Raw genomic sequence first — 18608 nt, forward strand, 5'->3', positions numbered from 1 at the left:
GATGTCTGATCCGACAAGGCTATGCCTGTGGGGCTGGTAGGTCTTACCTATCCATTCATTCGTCGCGGAAAAATCGGTAGGATATTGCTGAGAGTGATATAATTCGGTAGAATCTACCAAACCGGAGTCCCCGCAATGGTCGAAGAGCAGGACGAGAAAATCCTCGCCGAGCTGCAGAAGGATGGCCGCGCCACCAACCAGCAGCTTGCGGAAACCGTCGGGATGTCGACCTCCGCCTGTTGGCGCCGGGTCCGTGCGCTGGAAGAGTCCGGCGTCATCTCGGGCTATTCGGCGCTGGTGGCGCGCGAGCGCGCCGGCTTTGCGACCTCGGCGATCCTGCACGTCTCGCTGGAGCGGCACGACGTCAAATTCGTCGACGAGTTCGTCGCGCGGGTGATGAAGCGCCGCGAGGTGCTGGAATGTTTCGCGACCACCGGCGACGCCGACTATCATCTGCGCGTCGTGGTGCGCGACATGGACGCCTACAATAGATTCTTGGACGAGTTCATGTTCCGCATCCCCGGCATCCGCCACGTCCGCACCAACGTGATCCTGAAGGAGATCAAGACCGGCGTGGCATTGCCGTTTTAGCTCGTTGCAGCGCTTCGTAGGATGGGTAGAGCGCAGCGAAATCCATCACTCGTGCCGCGGGTGCGCTTGATGGGTTTCGCTTCGCTCTACTCATCCTACGAGGATACGGGTCATGCCGCCTGTTCTGCCGATTTGGCCCGCATCAGCAGCATGAACACCATGACATGGCTGACCAGCAGCAGCGGCACGTAGAGAGCCGGAATGTAGATGCCGGCGCCGAACAGGCCGGGATCGCCGATCTTCACGCCGTTGTAATAGGCGTTGAGCAGATCCAGCGTGCCCCAGACGTTGAACACCCAGACGATCGGAATCGCGATCGCCCAGCGCCAGGACAGCGCGGCCATGGCAAGCAGCGCGAGACCGGCCGCGGCGAGATCGCCCCATCCGACCTCAGCCGCGAAATCCGCGCTCAACTGCGGCGACACGAACCCGGTGACCATAAAGTTCATGCCCAGGAACCTGAACGCATGGAACGCTGCGAGCAGTCTGAGCGCGTTATCACGTGGCATCGCGCGGACCGCCGGCCAGACATAGGTGACGGCTACGACAGCACTTGTCAGAAACGCACCGGCGACGCTGAGGACGAATGGAAGATTGAAGCCCGGGGGCATCGGCGGATTCCCTTGTGGTTGTCGATCGGTTCGGTTGGCTTGCGTTCAGGGCCTTGACGCTCAGGGCCTGGCGAGTAACAGGCGGAGCGGCAGCAGCGGGCCGACCCCGATGTACTCGTGATCCATCAGATCGAGCTTGGACAACGGCAGACCCTCCATGATCGCGTGCGCCTCGGCAGCATCCTTGGCGTCAAGCAGCAGGACCACGCCGCGCCCGTCGGAGCGCGAATACCATTCGCGAATCTTGCCGTTGAGATAGAGCTGCACGGTCTGCCGGATTTCGTCCGGCATCACGGCCATCACCTGATCGCGGGTGACGCCGGCTTTCGCGGTGAGGATAACCATCACGCCGGTGGTGACGGTGGAGGTGGCTTGGGCTTGGGCTTGAGCTTGGGCAAAGGAGGGAGCGGTCATGGAAGTGGTGCCTGTCAAAGTGAGGGTGAGAGCCAGGATTGTGTGACGGATTGCTTGCATCGGTCGCAGGTCTCCGTTCACGACGGATGTCGTGATGTCGCGTGAGCAGCGCGCGTGATGCCGCTGCTTGTGGCTCCGATGTAAGGCGGCTTTCCGCGGGCGACTATTCGCGATAATGTTCACGGGCCATGAAGCAGAACTTCACAGTCCGGCAGGGCGCGCTCGACGGCGTCGAGGCATTCCTGGCCGTCGCCCAGCACCGCAGCTTTCGCCGCGCGGCGGCCGAGCTCGGCGTCACGCCGTCGGCGATCAGCCAGGCGGTGCGCGCGCTCGAGGCGCGCCTCGGCGCCGTGCTCTTCATTCGCACCACCCGCAGCGTCGGGCTGACCGACGCCGGCGAACGATTTCTGGCGCGCGCAAGACCGGCATTCGAGGAGCTGGTCGCGGCGAGCGGGGCGGCGCGCGAGCTCGGGCAGAAGCCCGCGGGGCTGTTGCGCCTCACCGTGCCGCGCTCGGTGGTGCCGATCCTGCTGGAGCCGCTGATCGCTTCGTTCTGCAAGGCGTATCCCGAGATCGAGGTCGAGCTCGCCGCCAGCGAGGAATTGGTCGACCTCGCCGCCGGCGGTTTCGATGCCGGCATCCGCATGGGCCAGTTCATCAACCCGGACATGGTCGCGGTTCGCCTGACCAAGCCGTTCCCTTTTGCCATTGTCGGCAGCCCGGACTATCTCGCGCGCCGCGGCCGGCCGAAACGCCCGGACGATTTGCGCAGGCATGCGTGCCTCCGTTTGCGACGATCGAACGGCGGGCTCGCGCCATGGTCGCTGAACGACAATGGCCGTTCGATCGAGCTTGCCGTGTCGGGATCCTTTATCGGCCATGATTTCCCGACGCTGGTCGGCGCGGCGGTCGAAGGTGTCGGACTGGCGCAAGTGCCCGCACCGCTGGTATCAGGCGCCGTGAAGGAGAAGAAGCTCGTCCGTGTGCTGGATGCATTCGCGCCGACCACGCCGGGCGTGTTCCTCTACTATCCCGGCCACCGCCAGATCATGCCGAAGCTGCGCGCCTTCATCGATCACGTGAAGAGCAGGCCGCGGGCTGGGCGGTGAGCCAAATGTAGGTTGGGTGGAGCGAAGCGATACCCATCGTCGTGCAGTGGATTCGAGACGATGGGTTTCGCTTCGCTCTACCCATCCTACGCAGCATGTTTTGCTTGCCGCTGCGAGAGCGGCGAAACGAAATGCAAGGTTTGGACGGTTCATGTCGCGAGAATGCGGACGTACGACTCACTGACCGAGCCACAAACTCGCCGTCGTCCCGGCGAAAGCCGGGACCCATAACCACCGATGCTCATTGTTGCGCGACGCCGTGGCCGCAGCCTTCTTCAACAATTCAACCCTGTGGCTATGGGTCCCGGCCTTCGCCGGGACGACGAATGGAGAGAGAAGCGACCAGCTCCATCACCGTCATGCTGAGGTGCGAGCGCAGCGAGCCTCGAAGCACGACGGCCCGGCTCTCGACGCAAGGATGGAGCGGGGCCGTGCATCCTTCGAGGCTCGCTTCGCGAGCACCTCAGGATGACGGCTCTAAAGCGGCGCGGCGTGCCTCACACCTTCTCCCTCACGAACTGGTTCCGCAATGTCCCGATCCCGGTGATGTCGATCTCGACCACGTCGCCGTCCTTCAGGTCCGGCGAGGCGCCGTCGGTGCCCATCCAGATCACGTCGCCGGGCGACAGCGTGAAGTATTTCGAAAGCTCGACGAGGAACGGCACGATGCCGAAGATCATCTCGTTGGTGCGGAAGCAGCCGGTCTCCTTGCCGTTGACGCGGATCGCGGTCTCCATGCGGTCGAGGTCGACGTCGGTCTCGATCCACGGGCCCATCGGCTTGAAGGTGTCGGCGTTCTTGGCACGCCACAGCCCGCGATCGGCCTTCTGCCAGCTCCGTTCGGAGACGTCGTTGCCGATGGTGTAGCCGAACACGCAGTCCATCGCGTTGGCCTCGGTCAGGTGCTTGGCTTTCTTGCCGATCACGACGACGAGCTCGCCCTCGTAATGGATCTTCTCGGTGGCACCAGCCGGGATCACGACATTCTCGTCATGCGCGATCAGCGCGTTCTGCGCGCGGTATCCGATCTCGGGACGGTCAGGCACGTTCGGCACGGTGCCGGCCTTGTCGGCGGCCTCTTTGAGGTGCTTCAGATAATTCAGACCGACGCAATAGAAGGTGCGCGGGATCAGCGGCAGCTCGATCTTGACGTCCTTCAACGCATGCGTCTTCGCCGTCTTGCTCCATTCGCCGAACGGATCGCCGTTGACGGTGGTGACGGTGTCGCCCTCGACGAGGCCCCAGGAAGTCGTACCCGCGGCGGTGAATTTCAGCCAGCGCATGATGATGTCCCTCTATTCCGCGGCCTGCGCGCGGGTCTTCCAGGCGCCCGCGGCCGGGCGCTTGAGCCCGAGATTTTCGCGCAGCGTCGTGCCGGCGTAGTCCTTGTGGAACAGCCCGCGCTTCTGCAACTCGGGCACCACGTGGTCGACGAAGTCGGCATAGGAGCCCGGCACGTAGCTTGCCGCGACGACGAAGCCGTCGCAGCCGCGACCCTCGAACATCTCCTCCAGCCGGTCGGCGATCTCCTTCGGGCCGCCGACCATCGCGTCCTGCACCTGGCCGCGGCCGGAGAAAGTGATGAAGTCGCGGGTCGAGGGATTGCTCTTGCCGGAGGTGCGCAGCACGCCGTCGCGGATGCCGAGCATGCCTTGCATGCCCTGCAGCTCCTCTGATGTCAGCGGCTCGTCGATCGGTTTGGCGCCGAAATCGAAGTTGAGGCCTTCGGCGAGCAGCGACAGCGCGTCGATCTCGAGCGGCAGCTTCTGGATCACCGCCATCCGGTCCTCGGCCTCGGCCTTGGTCGCGCCGGTGACCGGGGTGATCAAATTGCAGAGGAACATCTGGTCGGGATCGCGCCCGGCCTTGGCGGCTTCGCCCCGGATCGCGTCATAGCCCTGCTTGGCATTGGCGAGGTTGCGTGCCGCGGTGAAGATCACCTCGCCCCAGCGCCCGGCAAAGCGCTGGCCGCGGCCGGAAGCGCCGGCCTGGATCACGACGGGATGGCCCTGCGGCGAGCGCGGCACCGTGAACGGGCCGCGCGAGGTGAAGAATGCGCCCTTGTGGTCGAGCCGCTTCACCTTGGTCGGATCGGCGAAACGGCCGCTCTTCTTGTCGATCACCAGCGAACCGTCTTCCCAGGCGTCCCAGTGGCCGAGCACCACCTCCATGAACTCGTCGGCGCGGTCATAGCGGTGATCGTGCTCGAGATGCTGCTCGCGGCCCATGTTGAGCGCTTCGCCGTCATTGACCGAGGTCACCACGTTCCAGGCGGCGCGGCCACCCGTCATCAGGTCGAGCGTGGCGAAGCGGCGGGCGACGTCGAACGGCTCGAAATAAGTGGTGGAGGCGGTCGAGGCGAGGCCGAGCTTGGTGGTGACCATGCCCATCGTGGTCAGCACCACGATCGGGTCCATCTTCACGCAGCGGATGCCGTATTCGACGGTGTGGGCGTGATCGTTGCCGTAGCGATCGGGCATTGCGAGACGATCGTCGAAGAACGCCATGTGGAACTTGCCGCGCTCAAGGATGCGCGCGATCTCCTGATAGTAGTCCGCCGACATCGAATCGTCGCGCGATTCCGGGTGGCGCCAGGAGCCCGGCAGGTTGGTGCAGTTCTGCGCCTGCAAGAAGCCAACCAGCGCCATTTGCCGTGTCATGTCGTTCTCCTGTGTCCGGAACTATCAGCGAGGTCGAGCTGGTCGGTGAGCTTGTAATCGGCGGCGAGCGCCTTGAGCTTGTCCCAGGTCGCATCCTCGATCTCGATGCCGTCCTTGCGCCGCTGCTGCTCGCGCAGATATTCGATCTCGCCCGGATAGAACACGCCGCGGCTCCCTTCCGAGGGCGGCGTCGATTTCAAATAGCGGGCGAAGTCGGCGACCTCCTTCCTGAAATCCTTGAGCGGGCGGAATGCGGCGACGTTGAACACCGCCATGAAGCAGCCGTCGTTGTGACGGCCGGTCGGCTCGACGCCGAAGCCGAGCCCGGTCAGCAGGCCGCACAGCACCTCGACCATCGCGGCAAGGCCCGAGCCCTTGTAGCCTTCGCTGCCGCCGAGCGGCAGCAGCGCGCCGCCCTTGCGATAGTCGGCAGGGTCGGTGGTGTCGCGTCCCTCGGCATCGATGATCCAGCCCTTCGGGATACTCTCGCCGCGCGCCACCGCGAGCTGGATCTTGCCGGCGGCGACCGCCGAGGTCGCCATATCCAGGTAGAACGGCGCCTCGAGGTCGGACGGCACCGCGATCGAAAGCGGGTTGGTGCCGAGCCGCGCCTCGCGGCCGCCGAACGGCGCCACATGTTTCGGCGAACGGCCGGAATCGGCGGCCGCAATCCCGATCATGCCTTCGCGCATCGCCATCATCGGGTAATGCGCGAGCCGTCCGACATGGCTCTGCCGGAACACGGTGCAGGCCGCGACATTGGCGGTCTTCGCCTTGTTGATGGTCATCTCCATCGCCTTGGCGTTGACGTGGAAGCCGAAGCCCCAATGACCGTCGATCACGGTCGTGGTCGGCGTCTCCTGCACGACGGTCCATTTCGCGCCGGGCACGATGTGGCCGGCCTTGATGCGGTCGATATAGGTCGGGATTGCGATCACGCCGTGGGAGTCGTGGCCGGCGAGGTTGGCATTGACGCAGCCGGAGGCGACGGCGTTCGCCTCCTCCTCCGATGCGCCGGCACCCCTAAGGAGTGCCGCGCCGATGCGCGTGAGACGTTCGGCCTGGACGATCGGCATGGGATTTTCCTCGTGGTCGGCCCGCGTGCTGCGCGGTTCTTGCTTGCTGTTGTCGACGTCATGCTCTCAAAGCGCAGCAGGGCGAGCAAGGGCAGAAAATCCGGGCGGCCATACCGCCAGCAGGGTGCTCACGGCGATGTTTTCACAGAGTGGAACGGGCGCGGTCGCGATGCGGAATTTGGTCGCTCCGGCGGCGCCGGCAGGGCGCAGATCCCGGCATTACGGCCCTCCGCCTCAGGCTGGCACACCGGTGTCCGTAATATCCCGGAAAACCTCGGTCCGCGTTCGTCAGCCGTTTACTTTGTCGTGCAACTTGCCGGATACGCTAACCACCACTTAGGCCTCTCGCGGGCAATGTTCCCCCGCCAGATTGAAGGGGTTGGCCCCGGGGCCTTCAAGGATCGTGCAGTCGAGCATCGGGCGTACATTCGCGGCGTTGAGTGCCACCAACGAAGCGATCCTGTACGCGAAATCACCAGAAGAATTGTACGGCAAGGTCTGTGAAGCCGCGTTCTCGAGCGGGAGCTTCCTGGCCGCGACCGTGTTTTTGCTGGAGCCGGATACCGGTCTCTTGAAGTTCGCGGCCGGCTTCGGCGACGATGTCGCGCGACTGCGCAGCATCACCATTTCCGCGCTTGCCAATACGCCGGAGGGAGAAGGCGTCGCCGGCCGGGCGTTTCGCGATCAGAACGCCTGCGTCGCCAACGATTATGTCAACGACGCCCGTTCGGTCGCCTGGCGCAACGGTGCCGCGGCGGCCGGCGTCGGCGCGGCGGCGGCCCTGCCGCTGGTCTGCAACCGGCGCAGCGTCGGCGTCTTCATGGTGACGCGGCGCGAAGCCCAGTCGCTCGGCGAAGAGATCGTTTCGCTGCTGGAGCGCATGGCCGCGAACGTGTCCTTCGCGCTCGATAATTTCGACCACGAAGCGTCGCGCAAGAGCGGCGAGCGGGCGATGCGCCGGCTCAACCGCATGTTCGGTGCCATCAGCGCAACCAACGAGGCGATCCTTCGCGCCAAGACCGAGCACGATCTCTACCAGCGGGTCTGCGATGCCGCGGTGTTCAGCGGAAAGTCCTTCGCCACGGTGGTGCTGCTGGCCGAACCCGACACGCACTGGTTCGAGCCCGTCGCCGGCACCGGCGAGGCGCTCGACCTGATCACGCAGACGCGCTTCTCGACCGATCCGGACAACGTCTACGGCAAGGGGATTTGCGGCGAGGCGTTCCGGACCCAGCGGCCCTGCGTCGAGCACGACATCCCGATATCGATGAGCCCGTCGCATGAGCCGATCGGCGGCAGCGGCCTGATGGCCTGCGTGGCGCTGCCGCTCACCCGGTTCGGCAAGAGCGTCGGCGTCCTGATCTTCTTCACCGGCAATTCCTGGGCGCGCGACGAGGAGATCATCGCGCTGCTCGCGGGGATCGCCGAGAATGTCTCGGTCGCGCTCGACAATTTCGGCCGTGCCACCGAAAAGGCCAATGCCGACGCCGAGCGCGAGCGGCTGTCGCGGATGTTCGCGGCACTGAGCGCGACCAACGAGGCGATCATGCGCGCGAGGTCGCGGCTCGAGATGTTCGAGCTGGTCTGCGCGGCCGCGGCGCATGGCGGCGGGTTCAACTCCACCAGCATCCTGATCGCCAAGCCCGGCGACGATTTCCTGGAGATGATGGCGGTCGCGGGACCTACCGCGGCAAATGCGCGCCGTCTCAACGTCTCGCGCAGCGAGGCACGTCCCGAAGGGCGCGGCGTCTGCGGCCGGGCGTTCCGCACCCGGCGCGCCTGCATCAACAACGATTTTCTGGGCGACGTTGCCGGCAACCCGTTCCGCGACGTCATCGACCGCGAGGATGCGCGATCGGGCGCGGCTTTTCCGCTGATCGTCGACGACGAGCCGGTCGGCGTGATGCTGTTCATCTCCGCCAAGCGCAACACCTTCTCGGCTGAATTCGCCGAGCTCCTGCAGCGGCTCGCCGACAACGTCTCCTACGCGCTGGGCAGCTTCGACCGTGCCGACGAGAAGGCACGGACCGAGGAGCAGAAGGAGCGGCTGCGGCGGATGTTCGCGGCGCTGAGCGCGACCAACGAGGCGATCATGCGGGCGAAATCCCGCAGCGAACTGTTCGATCTGGTCTGCGATGCCGCGGCGGTCGGCGGCCAGTTCGTCTCGGCCACGATCAGGCTGGTGCGCCCCGGCGAGGTCTTCCTGGACAATGTGGCCGCCTCGGGCCCCGACCGGGTGCGGGCCCGCGAGGTTCAGCTGTCGGCGGACGCGACGCGGCCGGAGGGACAGACGCTGACCGGCGTTGCGATCCGCACGCGCAGGCCCTGCATCAGCAACGACTATCTCAGCGATTTCGGCTCCGAATCGCACGTTTATCCGGCCGTGCGCGACAGCGGCAGCAAATCAGGCGCAGCCCTGCCGCTGCTCAAGAACGGCGAGGCGATCGGCGCGCTGGTGTTTCTCTCAAGCGAATTCGGCACCTTCAGCCCGGAGATGATGGCGCTGTTGCAGCGGCTTGCCGAGAACGTCTCGTTTGCGCTGGCCAATTTCGATCGCGCCGACGAGAAGGCGCGGGACGACGAGCAGAAGGAGCGGCTGTCGCGGATGTTCGCGGCGCTGAGCGCGACCAATGAGGCGATCATGCGGGCGAAGTCCCGCGCCGAACTGTATCGGCTGGTCTGCGCGGCGGCGGCGACCGGCGGCAAGTTCACCTCGACCACGATCGCGCTGGCGCAGGCCGGAAGCGACTATCTGCGGATCGTCGCGATCGCGGGGCCGGCGGCGGAGGGCGCGCGCCAGGTGACGCTCTCGACCAGCGAGGCGCACCCCGAGGGCCGCGGCGCCTGCGGCCGGGCGTTCCGCTCGGGCAAGGCGTGCATCATCAACGACTATTTTGCCGATGCCGAGACCGCCGCCTTCCATGAGCGCGCCCGGCTCGATGGAACGCAGTCCAGCGCCTCGTTTCCGCTTGTTGTCAGCGGGCGGGTGGTCGGGGTCATGATCTTCGTCGCGCTCGACAAGGACACCTTCACGCCGGAGTTCGCCGAGCTGCTGCAGCGCCTGGCCGACAATCTGGCGTTCGCGCTCGAGAGCTTCGATCGCGCCGATGAGAAGCACAAGGCCGACGAGCGCATCGAATACCTTGCCTCGCACGACAGCCTGACCAATCTGCCCAACCGCGAGACGTTCAACGAGATGCTGCATCACGCGATCTCGGCGGCGGATCGCCATCACCGGCGGCTCGCGGTGCTGTTCATCGATCTCGACCGCTTCAAGGTGATCAACGACTCGCTCGGCCACGACGCCGGCGACATGCTGCTGGTGGCGATCGCCGAGCGGCTGCAAGGATCGTTGCGCGCGAGCGACGTGGTGGCGCGGCTCGGCGGCGACGAGTTCGTGGTCATCCTCGAGGAGACCGCCGAACGGGACGACGTCGAGCGCATCGCCGGCGATCTGCTGATCTCGCTCAGCCAGCCGCTGACGATCAGCGGACATGAGTGCCACACCACGGCCTCGATCGGCATCGCGATGTATCCGGCCGATGGCTCGGACGTGCAGACGCTGACCAAGAATGCCGACATGGCGATGTATCTCGCCAAGGAGGACGGCAAGAACGGCTTCCGCTTCTTCTCCAACGAGATCAGAGCGCAGTCGATCGAGCGCTTGACGATGGAGAGCGCATTGCGCCGCGCGCTGGAGCGCAACCAGTTCTCGCTCGACTATCAGCCCAAGGTCGATATGGCGAGTGGAGCGATCAGCGGCGTCGAGGCGCTGCTGCGCTGGACCCATCCGGAGCTCGGCAAGGTATCGCCGGGGCAGTTCATTCCGCTCGCCGAGGAGATCGGCCTGATCGTGCCGATCGGCCGCTGGGTGCTGAAGGAAGCCTGTGCGCAAAACATGGCGTGGCAGCGCCGCGGCCTCAGGGCCGTGACGATGGCGGTCAACCTTTCACCGCGGCAGTTCGGCGATCCGAATTTGCTCGACGACATCGACGCGGCGCTGGAGGAGAGCGGCATGTCGCCGGCGCTGCTCCAGCTCGAGGTCACCGAGAGCATGGTGATGCGCAACGTGACGCGCGCGGTGCGCGTGCTCGACGCGATTCAGAATCGCGGCATTCGGCTCGCGATCGACGATTTCGGCACCGGCTATTCGTCGATGTCGCTGATGAAGCAGTTCCCGATCGACACCATCAAGATCGATCGCTCCTTCGTGCGCGACCTGCCCAATGATTCCGAGGACGTCGCGATCGCGCAGGCGATCATCTCGATGGGCAAGGCGCTCGGCATGACCATCGTCGCCGAGGGCGTCGAGACCTCCGAGCAGCAGGAATTCCTGCGCGCCCATGCCTGCGACGAGATGCAGGGCTTCCTGTTCAGTCGGCCGCTGCCGCCGCGCGATCTCGCCGAATTGTTGAAGCCGTCGCAGGCGGAGGCGTCGCCGCCGTTGCAGCCGTCGCTGGATGGCGAGGCGACCAGCGAGGCCGGGCCGGATCTAGGGCGGAAACGCGCTGTCGTCTGACGGCTGCACGGGCAGGTCGCGAACGTCGGAATCGGTCGATGCGACCTTGCGCGAGAAATCATAGGGCCACGGCAGGATGTCCTGGCCGGCCAAAGTCTGGCGCAACAGAAGGGCAGCCTCCGCAAAGCTCGCGCCGTCAGGCAGGCGGAGCTGGCGGCTCCAGGTGGGCGGCAGCGGATCGGCGGCATCGCGCATCTCGAACGCCGGCCCCCACCACCAGGCAGGTGCGGGCGGCCGTTCCGGTTCAGGAATAGCGCGCCAGCGCGCGAACTCGTCGACGATGCGGGCAAATTGTAGCTTGGCGGCGGGATGCATCGAAGGCCCCTCCTCGGGCCGGGATGATAGCATCGCTCCCACCTCGCGCAACGCGGCTATTGGCGGCCGTGCTGCCAATGCGCCGTCACGTCGGAGCCCGATTTGTTGAGGTGGACGTGCTGGTCGACATGGTCGACCCAGGACAGCGGAATGAAGTGGTGGTGCTGACCGTCAGGCGAGCTTTGCTTGGTCAGCTTGATCTTGTCGGTGCCTTCCATGTGGTCGACCTTGCCGACCGTTTTCTTGTCCGACGAGATCACATCCATATGTTCCCGAATGTCGGCAGCGTTTGCCATGCGTCATCTCCTCGTCATGATGATGAGGGGATGAAACGCCGCGTGGATGCAAAGGTTGCTAGCCGGTTCCGGCTACTTCTGCTCGACCTCGGTCGCGGTGGCCGGGCCTTCGCCCATGATCAGCAGCACGGCGTCCTCGTCCTTGGCGCCGTCCCAGTGCACTTGCTTGCCGAAATGGGTGACGAAGCTGCCGGCCGGCATCGCCACGGTGCCGTGATCGGGATCGAATTTCGGTCCCGAGCCGACCCACCAGGTGCCCTTGAGCACGACGATGTAGCGGTCGTTGGGATGGAAGTGCGGACGGCTGAAGTGATTGCCCTTGGTCCATTTGGTGTAGACCATGTAGAAGCCGGGCTTCGAGGGATCGCCGACCACGACGGCATTCTGCGCGCCGCGCGCATCGACCGGGCTCCAGGGGATCTGATCCGGCAGCTTGTAGGTGACGGCGGCCGGATTGAGCTCGGCCGCGGAGCTGACGCTCAGCATGCCGGCAAAAGCCAACGGCATCATCAGGTATCGCCAGGATCGGTTCGACGCCGTCATCGGTATGCTCCCAGATCGGATTTCTCGGGCGACCGCCGCGCCCGTACGCCGCGCGAGGCTAATCGTCCTCGCGTCCGCCCGGCAAGACGCGGCCATGCATGTCTGATCTCAGGATTGCGACAGCGATTCGTGACACAACGCAGTTGCAATATGAAAAAGCATTTACGCCGCTGCAGACGATGATAGGTTGCGCGCCAACCAAAAGACGGGAGGATAACCTTGAAGAAGCATCTGTCGATACTGGCGGTGGGACTTGTGATCGGTGCGGCCGCGCTGCAATTTCCCACCACCGCCTCGGGGGACGACGGCTGGATCACGCTGCTCGACAGCTCCAAGAAGGGTGACTGGGACGAGGTCGGCAAAGCCAACTGGGCGATGAAGGACGGCGCGTTGGTCGCCGACAAGCTCGACGGCAAGGATCTCTCCTATCTCGTCAGCAAGACCCAATACAAGGATTTCCAGATCCGGGCCGAGTTCTGGACCGACGAGGATGCCAACAGCGGCATCTTCATCCGCTGCGAAGGCAACAAGGTGATCGACTCAAAGGTCTGCTACGAGGTCAACATCTTCGACAAGCGGCCGGACCCGACCTACGGCACCGGCGCGATTGTCGACGTCGGCAAGGTCGATCCGATGCCGAAGGCGGCCGGCAAGTGGAACGTCTACGAGATCACGGCGCAGGGGCCGCATTTCGTCGTGACGCTGAACGGCCAGAAGACTGTCGACGCCCAGGACTCCAAGCACGCCAACGGCTACATCGCGCTCCAGTATGGTTCGGGCGTGGTCAAGTTCCGCAAGGTGCAGATCAAGCCGCTCTGACGGCATCGGTTGAGCGGGGCCTCGGTCGCAACGCGACGAGGCCCCTCCTTATTGAGGAGCACTGCCGGTCGTAGAGACCTTCCGATCGTCGCCTTGCGTGCGCAGATGATGGCCGATCACGAGCCCGGTCAGGCACAGCAACAGCCCAAGCGCCGGCGGCGCAAACAGCGCCTCTTCCTGGAAGATGCCGTTCACCAGCACGACCATCGTGCCGAAGGCGGCGAGCCCTTGCATGAGAATTCCCGACGAGGCGTAGAGGCGCCAGGCCTTGAGCGCCATCGCCAGGAAGTAGCCGAGCGGCACCAGTGAGCCGATCCCCATCTGGTACAGCAACACGCCGACGGCGCTCTCCACCGCGCCGTCCATCGTGCCGGCCGCCTGCGCGGCGTTCCAGTCGATCGAGAAGTAACCTTCGGAGAGGTTACCGCCGACGCCAAGTCCGCGGCCGATGGGATTCTGCCGAAAGCCGTCCCATCCGCCCATGAAGCCGATCACGTGGAAGTCGCCGATCTGGAGTCCGATATAGATCGCCGCGATGGCGTACAGCACGAGGCCGATCAGCGCCACGGCAAGGGTGATGGTGGCGCCGAACAGCCCGGTTGCCGTCCAGGCCAAGGCGACGAAGACGACCAGGATGAGCGCGCCTTTCACGCTGCAGCAAATCAGCAGCGGGATCGCAGCCAGCGCCAGCCAGCGATATCCGACCGCGAACAGGAACAGGATGGAGAAGGCGATGCCGTAACCGAAGCTGATCGGGCTCATATTCGGTCCGAAGATGCGCAGCAACGACGAGAGGCCGAGGTCCTCGAACAACGGGCTGTTGAGAAAGCTGAAACGGAAGCGATCGATCAGATCCACCGGCACCCTGCCGGTTGCGCGCATCTCGGCTTCCCAGGACCCGGAACGGGTCGCCTTCAGCTCGTCGAAATGCCAGAACGTGTAGCCGTTGGTGATGGAGAGCCAGAAATCGCGGAACAGCAGTTCGACATATCCGCAGACGATCAGCAGCGCGGCAACCGTCACCAGGAAGGGCGTGATGCGGATCTCGAAGGTTGCGGCCGTCAGCAGCGACAGCTGAAACAGAAACAGCGGCAGCGCGATGTTGCGCAGATAGACGAGGGCCGCGTGCGAATCCTGCGTGGCGCCGAGCAGGAAATACGCGGTCACGGTTGCGAGGGTGATCAACCCCCATTTCATGATCCGGTCGATCTCGGCGGAATGTTTCCGCTGGTGCAGCGCATAGAGCGCCAGCGTGACCAGCCACATCACCGCGCAGACCAGGAAATTGTAGCCCTTGACGAAATCCATCTCCTGCTCGGTCGTCATATAGGACGACAGAATCGAGACGAAGAGATTCTGGAAGAAGATGATGAAGATGGCGATCGACGGCGCGTAGGCCGGCACCGCGAGCACGATGGCGCAGCCGATCAGGCTTTCGACGACGATCGCGAGCCCGGCGTTGGCCGCCTGCATGATCGGTGCGAATGCGATCGATGCCACGGCGATGCCGAGTGCAGGAATCAGATCGCCGGCCAACAGCGGCCGCGGGGCTATCTCTGCTCGCACAGGCTCTGACCTAACGTGACCGGACGTGTCACACCGCATCGTCGATCTAGCCGCGCATTGTGTAAGAACCGGTTAACCAGATGGGTCAGCGGGTGCCGAGCAGGGCCCTCAGCGCATCGCGGTCGGCCTTGCCGGTGGCGGCGTCGGCGAGGCCGAAGCCCTGCGACAGCTCCCAATGGGTCCAGCCCCAGCATTGTTGCCGGGCGTAAGCCGTCACGCCGGCGAGCCAACGCAGCCGGCTGTCGCGCGGCGCTCCGGCCTTGAGCACCCCGAATTCATTGATGATGATCGGCCGCGAATATTGCCGTTGCCAGGCGGCGGCAGGCTCGAGCCATTGGTCGATGCCGCGGTCGGGAATGGCGCGGTCCACCATCGCGAGTGCCTTGCGCTTGTCCAGCGCGGTGAGCTGCTCCCGCAGCTGTCGAACCCTGGGATCGTCGGCGCGGACCGGATAAGGCAATCCGGTGACGTCGTGCAGCGGCTCACTCGGATCCCAATGGGCCTGATGGGTGAACACCATCGGATCGTAGAAGTGGATGGCATAGACGACATTCGGATCGTCGAGCGGAGTGAAATCCGGCAGCGAATCCGCGCGCTGCCAGTTGACCGGCCCGGTGACCAGCGTGGTCTGCGGCAGCAGGCCGCGAATGAAGCCGGCCAGCTCCCGGACTTCGCCCTGCCATTGCGCGGCCTCGACATCCGGCTCGTTCAACAGTTCCGCAAACACACGGTCGGACGGATAGCGCTGCATGACCCGTGCGAGCTCGGTCCAGGCGCGCTTCATTTCGATCATCGCACTGGTGGGATCGTCCTTGTGCAGCGCGTTGAAGTGCTCGCCGGAATGCAGGTCGATCGACACCGCATAGCCGAGCGGGAGCAGGGTCTTGAGCGCGGCATCGACGGTGCGCAGGCGGCTGTCGATCTCCGCTTTCGCGGCGAAGCGCGGCATGACGAAGTCGGCGGGCACCGGCAGCCGGACGTGGGTCATGCCGGCCTTGCGCAGCTCGAGCAGCAGGGCGCGGGGCGGCGCCGACCGCGGATCGGCGATCCAGCCGTCGGCATTGACGCCGCGTGACAGCGCCTTGAGCCGGTCGGCCGGGACGCCGTCGATCAAGGCGGGACAGGCCCGCGCGGCGACCGACAGCAGAATGGACGCGCTGACCGCGAGGGCAAGGATCGATGGCCGCGTCATGACCGATCAGCGTGCGATGGTTGTCGCGGGATCGTGACGGGTTGCGGGGCGCTCACGAATTTACTGCCTGTTGTGTTCGAGCCGGCCGGGGTTGCGGGGCGTCGTCCGAAAGATAGCTCGGCCAAGCAACGATGCGGTAAAGACGTAACACGAAAATTTAACTTATGCAGGCGCTCGGCAAGGCGACGCCGTCGCGCGAAGAGGATTGAGCCGCCGGTGCTGCGCGCCGGAGCTAGATCCCTCGGACCACGCCCGGCTGGCCCGGTGCGCATTCCAGCGCAGCACGGTCCCAGTTCGCGTTGATGGCCGCGGCCTCATAGCTCGATTGCAGGAATTCGAGCAGCGCCTTGTCCGGGTCTGCAGCCATTCGCACGGCATCGTAGGGCAGGATGAATTCGCCGAGTGTCTCGCTGAAGAACGCAGCGTCGGGCCGTACCGGCGTGCTGCGATAGCCCGCGGGCTCCGGATAGGCGTAGGAATAGAATGCGGGATAATCGATCACACCGCCGCCTGGCCAGAAGCCGGCGCTGCTGACCTCGTGCGAATAGGCTTCGTGCGCCACCTCGTCGGGCAAATGGGGCACGCCGCCGGGATGTCGCGGCGCGGTTCTGCCGGAAAACCGCGTCACCGCGAGATCGAAGCTGCCCCAGAAGAAATGCACCGGGCTCGCCTTGCCGAGAAAGCCGGTCCGGAATTGCTTGAACACGCGATCGCAGTTCACAAGGATCTGGTGAAACCGGCGCACGGCATCCGCATCGTACGATGCATGCTGCGTATCCTGCGAGAAGCGGATCGGGTCGGCGACTTCGTTCGGTATCTCGTCAATGGCGACGTCGATGCCGAGGTCCTTCAGATTGGTCGTGACCGCCGCGTAGAAGCTCGCGACCGATTGACCGGCCAGCGCGAATTGCCGTTCGGTGCCGTCGCTGGTTGAGATGCGGAGCACGTGATCGATGAAATCGAAGTCGATCTGGAAGGTGCGATCGCCGTCGGGGATCGGCGAGGTCGTCAGCCCGCGCGCCGTGACATAGAGCGTGACGTGCCAGGAGTGATTGAGCCAGGGCGACTTCGTCAGCCGGATCTTGCCGGCGATCTGGGTGAAGAGCTGGAGCGTGGCACAGCTGTCGCGCCACGCCGCGGTCGGCAGTTCCGGCCAGCGGGTCTTCTGTGTGTTGGTCATGGCAAACCTCTGGGCTGCGCCGACAAGCTGCCTTGCGGCATAGCACGAAAGTGGTCCCGATGACTTCGGGAACCGACACTGCCGAAACAGTGGATCGGGCGGCAATCGTCCGGGAGAGTGCCGCCCTGTTGCGCGAGAATCCGGCCGAGGTTTGAAACTCAACCGGCTTCACCGTGCGGCTTAGCCGCGAAGTTTCCTCGCGGTCTCCGCGATCGCGCGGCCCTGATAGCGGGCGCCGGCGAGTTCGTTCTCGCTGGGCTGGCGGCTGCCGTCGCCACCGGTGATCGTGGTGGCGCCGTAGGGCGCGCCGCCGGTGACCTCGTCGAGCCTCATCTGTCCGGCAAAACCATAGTTCAGCCCGACCACCGTCATGCCGAAATGCAGGAGGTTGGTGATGATCGAGAACAGCGTGGTCTCCTGGCCGCCATGCTGGGTCGCGCTCGAGGTGAAGGCGCCGCCGACCTTGCCGTTCAGCGCGCCCTTGGCCCAGAGGCCGCCGGCCTGGTCGAGGAAGTTGGCCATCTGCGAGGCCATGCGGCCGAACCGGGTGCCGGTGCCGACGATGATCGCATCGTAGTTGGCGAGATCGTCAATCTTGGCGATCGGCGCGGCCTGGTCGAGCTTGTAGTGCGAGGCCTTGGCGACTTCGGCCGGCACCAGCTCGGGCACGCGCTTGATGTCGACGGTGACGCCGGCTTCGCGCGCACCTTCCGCGACGGCATTCGCCATGGCTTCGATGTGACCGTAGGCGGAGTAATAGAGAACGAGAACCTTGGCCATGATGGCCTCCTTTGGGTGGGGGAGAGGAATTGGGTTTGGGGGCTGTCATTGCCGGGCTTGACCCGGCAATCCATCGTTCTCAGAGACTCTTCGGAAGGGGATGGATGCCCGGGTTGCGTAAAGACGCGCTTCGCGCTTTTGCCCGGGCATGACGAAGTGTGGATGTGGTACTTACGCCGCGTCGACGAGGACGAGCTCGGCATCCTCGAGCGCGGTGATCTTCAGTTTGGCCTCATCGCGGATCGCGGCGCCGTCGCGGGCATTGACGCGCACGCCGTTGACCTCGATGCTGCCGGCCGCCGGCACCAGATAGAGGTGACGGGCCTTATCGGCGGCGTATTCCGCGCTCTCGCCGGCCTTCAGCGTGGTGGCGAGCACCCGCGCATCGGCACGGATCGGCAGCGCGTCGTCGTCGCCGTCGATACCCGAGGCGATGGTGACGAGCTTGCCGGAGCGGTCCGCCTTCGGGAACGGCTTTGAGCCCCAGGTCGGGTGGCCGCCCTTCGTCGTCGGCTCGATCCAGATCTGGAAGATCTTGGTCTTCGCCGGCTCCAGATTGTACTCGGAGTGACGGATGCCGCTGCCGGCGCTCATCACCTGGACGTCGCCGGCTTCGGTGCGTCCCTTGTTGCCGAGCGAGTCCTGGTGCGTGATCGCACCTTCGCGAACATAGGTGATGATCTCCATGTTGGCGTGCGGATGCGCCGGGAAGCCGGAGTTGGGCGCGATCTCGTCGTCGTTCCAGACGCGCAGCGCGCCGTGGCTGACATTGTCGGGATCGTAGTAGCTCGCGAACGAGAAGTGGTGCTTGGCCTTCAGCCAGCCGTGGTCGGCGCCGCCAAGCTCTGCGAATGGTCTGAGTTCGATCATGGTCATTCCCCTTGTTGTCGATGTTTGAGGAGCGGGCCGGGCGCACTGCGCCCGGCGTCTCCAGAAA

The 18608-nt window shown here is 64.9% G+C and carries 17 protein-coding genes; 4 read left to right on the plus strand and 13 right to left on the minus strand.

What is annotated here, in order from left to right:
• Positions 1-135 precede the first annotated feature (135 nt).
• A complete protein-coding gene (locus QJT82_RS17640; RefSeq protein ID WP_028341140.1) occupies positions 136-591 on the plus strand; it encodes an Lrp/AsnC family transcriptional regulator in 456 nt (151 codons plus the stop codon).
• Between the two features lie 110 nt (positions 592-701).
• On the opposite strand, the gene QJT82_RS17645 is transcribed toward QJT82_RS17640, so the two are convergent.
• Both QJT82_RS17645 and QJT82_RS17650 read right to left on the minus strand, forming a co-directional pair.
• A complete protein-coding gene (locus QJT82_RS17645) occupies positions 702-1202 on the minus strand; it encodes a hypothetical protein (RefSeq protein WP_028341139.1) in 501 nt (166 codons plus the stop codon).
• Positions 1203-1262: 60 nt separating this feature from the next.
• Complete coding sequence (locus QJT82_RS17650; RefSeq protein ID WP_245288730.1) at positions 1263-1676, minus strand: hypothetical protein; 414 nt, start codon at positions 1674-1676, stop codon at positions 1263-1265.
• A 128-nt stretch (positions 1677-1804) separates the two neighbouring features.
• On the opposite strand from QJT82_RS17650, the gene QJT82_RS17655 reads away from it, so the two are divergent.
• Entirely contained in the window at positions 1805-2725 is a 921-nt protein-coding gene (locus QJT82_RS17655; protein WP_028341137.1) for a LysR family transcriptional regulator, read from the plus strand.
• 497 nt (positions 2726-3222) lie between these two features.
• Here the strand turns inward: QJT82_RS17655 and QJT82_RS17660 are convergent, their stop codons facing one another.
• The 3 genes from QJT82_RS17660 to QJT82_RS17670 are packed head-to-tail and all read right to left on the minus strand — an operon-like array spanning position 3223 to position 6461.
• Positions 3223-4008: a fumarylacetoacetate hydrolase family protein gene (locus QJT82_RS17660; protein WP_028341136.1), complete on the minus strand. Its 786-nt coding sequence runs from the start codon at positions 4006-4008 to the stop codon at positions 3223-3225.
• Positions 4009-4020: 12 nt separating this feature from the next.
• On the minus strand, positions 4021-5385 hold the full coding sequence (locus QJT82_RS17665; RefSeq protein WP_028341135.1) for an LLM class flavin-dependent oxidoreductase: 1365 nt from the start codon (positions 5383-5385) through the stop codon (positions 4021-4023).
• Positions 5382-6461 (minus strand): Ldh family oxidoreductase, encoded by a 1080-nt coding sequence (locus QJT82_RS17670; RefSeq protein ID WP_028341134.1) that lies wholly within the window; start codon positions 6459-6461, stop codon positions 5382-5384. Before QJT82_RS17670 ends, QJT82_RS17665 begins: the two co-directional genes overlap by 4 nt.
• A 403-nt stretch (positions 6462-6864) precedes the next feature.
• On the opposite strand from QJT82_RS17670, the gene QJT82_RS17675 reads away from it, so the two are divergent.
• Entirely contained in the window at positions 6865-10980 is a 4116-nt protein-coding gene (locus QJT82_RS17675) for a GAF domain-containing protein (protein ID WP_028341133.1), read from the plus strand.
• Here QJT82_RS17675 and QJT82_RS17680 read toward each other — a convergent pair.
• From QJT82_RS17680 to QJT82_RS17690, 3 genes are all read right to left on the minus strand, one after another.
• The gene (locus QJT82_RS17680) at positions 10954-11295 is read right to left on the minus strand and encodes a hypothetical protein (RefSeq protein ID WP_028341132.1); all 342 of its coding nucleotides are present in this window, start codon (positions 11293-11295) and stop codon (positions 10954-10956) included. The genes QJT82_RS17675 and QJT82_RS17680 overlap by 27 nt on opposite strands.
• Positions 11296-11351: 56 nt before the next feature.
• Positions 11352-11591, minus strand: a complete 240-nt coding sequence (locus tag QJT82_RS17685; RefSeq protein ID WP_016846164.1) for a DUF2171 domain-containing protein — start codon at positions 11589-11591, stop codon at positions 11352-11354.
• Positions 11592-11663: 72 nt separating this feature from the next.
• Positions 11664-12134 carry a cupin domain-containing protein gene (locus QJT82_RS17690; RefSeq protein ID WP_244481944.1) on the minus strand — a complete coding sequence of 157 codons (471 nt, stop codon included), beginning with the start codon at positions 12132-12134 and terminating at the stop codon, positions 11664-11666.
• A 219-nt stretch (positions 12135-12353) separates the two neighbouring features.
• Between QJT82_RS17690 and QJT82_RS17695 the strand changes: the two genes are divergently transcribed.
• A complete protein-coding gene (locus QJT82_RS17695) occupies positions 12354-12953 on the plus strand; it encodes a DUF1080 domain-containing protein (RefSeq protein WP_028341130.1) in 600 nt (199 codons plus the stop codon).
• A gap of 48 nt (positions 12954-13001) precedes the next feature.
• On the opposite strand, the gene QJT82_RS17700 is transcribed toward QJT82_RS17695, so the two are convergent.
• The 5 genes from QJT82_RS17700 to QJT82_RS17720 all read right to left on the minus strand — a co-directional run bounded on the left by QJT82_RS17700 (position 13002) and on the right by QJT82_RS17720 (position 18541).
• The gene (locus QJT82_RS17700; RefSeq protein WP_028341129.1) at positions 13002-14489 is read right to left on the minus strand and encodes a hypothetical protein; all 1488 of its coding nucleotides are present in this window, start codon (positions 14487-14489) and stop codon (positions 13002-13004) included.
• A 115-nt stretch (positions 14490-14604) separates the two neighbouring features.
• Positions 14605-15711, minus strand: coding sequence for a cellulase family glycosylhydrolase (locus QJT82_RS17705; protein ID WP_028341128.1), 1107 nt, complete (start codon positions 15709-15711; stop codon positions 14605-14607).
• 232 nt (positions 15712-15943) lie between these two features.
• The gene (locus tag QJT82_RS17710) at positions 15944-16891 is read right to left on the minus strand and encodes a DUF5996 family protein (protein ID WP_028341127.1); all 948 of its coding nucleotides are present in this window, start codon (positions 16889-16891) and stop codon (positions 15944-15946) included.
• A gap of 180 nt (positions 16892-17071) precedes the next feature.
• Positions 17072-17671: an NAD(P)H:quinone oxidoreductase gene (gene wrbA / locus QJT82_RS17715; protein WP_028341126.1), complete on the minus strand. Its 600-nt coding sequence runs from the start codon at positions 17669-17671 to the stop codon at positions 17072-17074.
• 171 nt (positions 17672-17842) lie between these two features.
• Positions 17843-18541, minus strand: coding sequence for a pirin family protein (locus QJT82_RS17720; RefSeq protein WP_028341125.1), 699 nt, complete (start codon positions 18539-18541; stop codon positions 17843-17845).
• Between the last annotated feature and the right edge of the window lie 67 nt (positions 18542-18608).

This window comes from Bradyrhizobium sp. Mp19, assembly GCF_029952935.1.
Taxonomy (GTDB): Bacteria; Pseudomonadota; Alphaproteobacteria; order Rhizobiales; family Xanthobacteraceae; genus Bradyrhizobium; species Bradyrhizobium elkanii.

Coding starts and splice junctions, on each gene's coding strand:
- QJT82_RS17685 (WP_016846164.1), bottom strand. CDS start 11,591: ATGGCAAACGCTGCCGACATTCGGGAACATATGGATGTGATCTCGTCG.
- QJT82_RS17650 (WP_245288730.1), bottom strand. CDS start 1,676: ATGCAAGCAATCCGTCACACAATCCTGGCTCTCACCCTCACTTTGACA.
- QJT82_RS17680 (WP_028341132.1), bottom strand. CDS start 11,295: ATGCATCCCGCCGCCAAGCTACAATTTGCCCGCATCGTCGACGAGTTC.
- QJT82_RS17645 (WP_028341139.1), bottom strand. CDS start 1,202: ATGCCCCCGGGCTTCAATCTTCCATTCGTCCTCAGCGTCGCCGGTGCG.
- QJT82_RS17670 (WP_028341134.1), bottom strand. CDS start 6,461: ATGCCGATCGTCCAGGCCGAACGTCTCACGCGCATCGGCGCGGCACTC.
- wrbA (WP_028341126.1), bottom strand. CDS start 17,671: ATGGCCAAGGTTCTCGTTCTCTATTACTCCGCCTACGGTCACATCGAA.
- QJT82_RS17690 (WP_244481944.1), bottom strand. CDS start 12,134: ATGACGGCGTCGAACCGATCCTGGCGATACCTGATGATGCCGTTGGCT.
- QJT82_RS17655 (WP_028341137.1), top strand. CDS start 1,805: ATGAAGCAGAACTTCACAGTCCGGCAGGGCGCGCTCGACGGCGTCGAG.
- QJT82_RS17710 (WP_028341127.1), bottom strand. CDS start 16,891: ATGACCAACACACAGAAGACCCGCTGGCCGGAACTGCCGACCGCGGCG.
- QJT82_RS17640 (WP_028341140.1), top strand. CDS start 136: ATGGTCGAAGAGCAGGACGAGAAAATCCTCGCCGAGCTGCAGAAGGAT.
- QJT82_RS17660 (WP_028341136.1), bottom strand. CDS start 4,008: ATGCGCTGGCTGAAATTCACCGCCGCGGGTACGACTTCCTGGGGCCTC.
- QJT82_RS17665 (WP_028341135.1), bottom strand. CDS start 5,385: ATGACACGGCAAATGGCGCTGGTTGGCTTCTTGCAGGCGCAGAACTGC.
- QJT82_RS17705 (WP_028341128.1), bottom strand. CDS start 15,711: ATGACGCGGCCATCGATCCTTGCCCTCGCGGTCAGCGCGTCCATTCTG.
- QJT82_RS17720 (WP_028341125.1), bottom strand. CDS start 18,541: ATGATCGAACTCAGACCATTCGCAGAGCTTGGCGGCGCCGACCACGGC.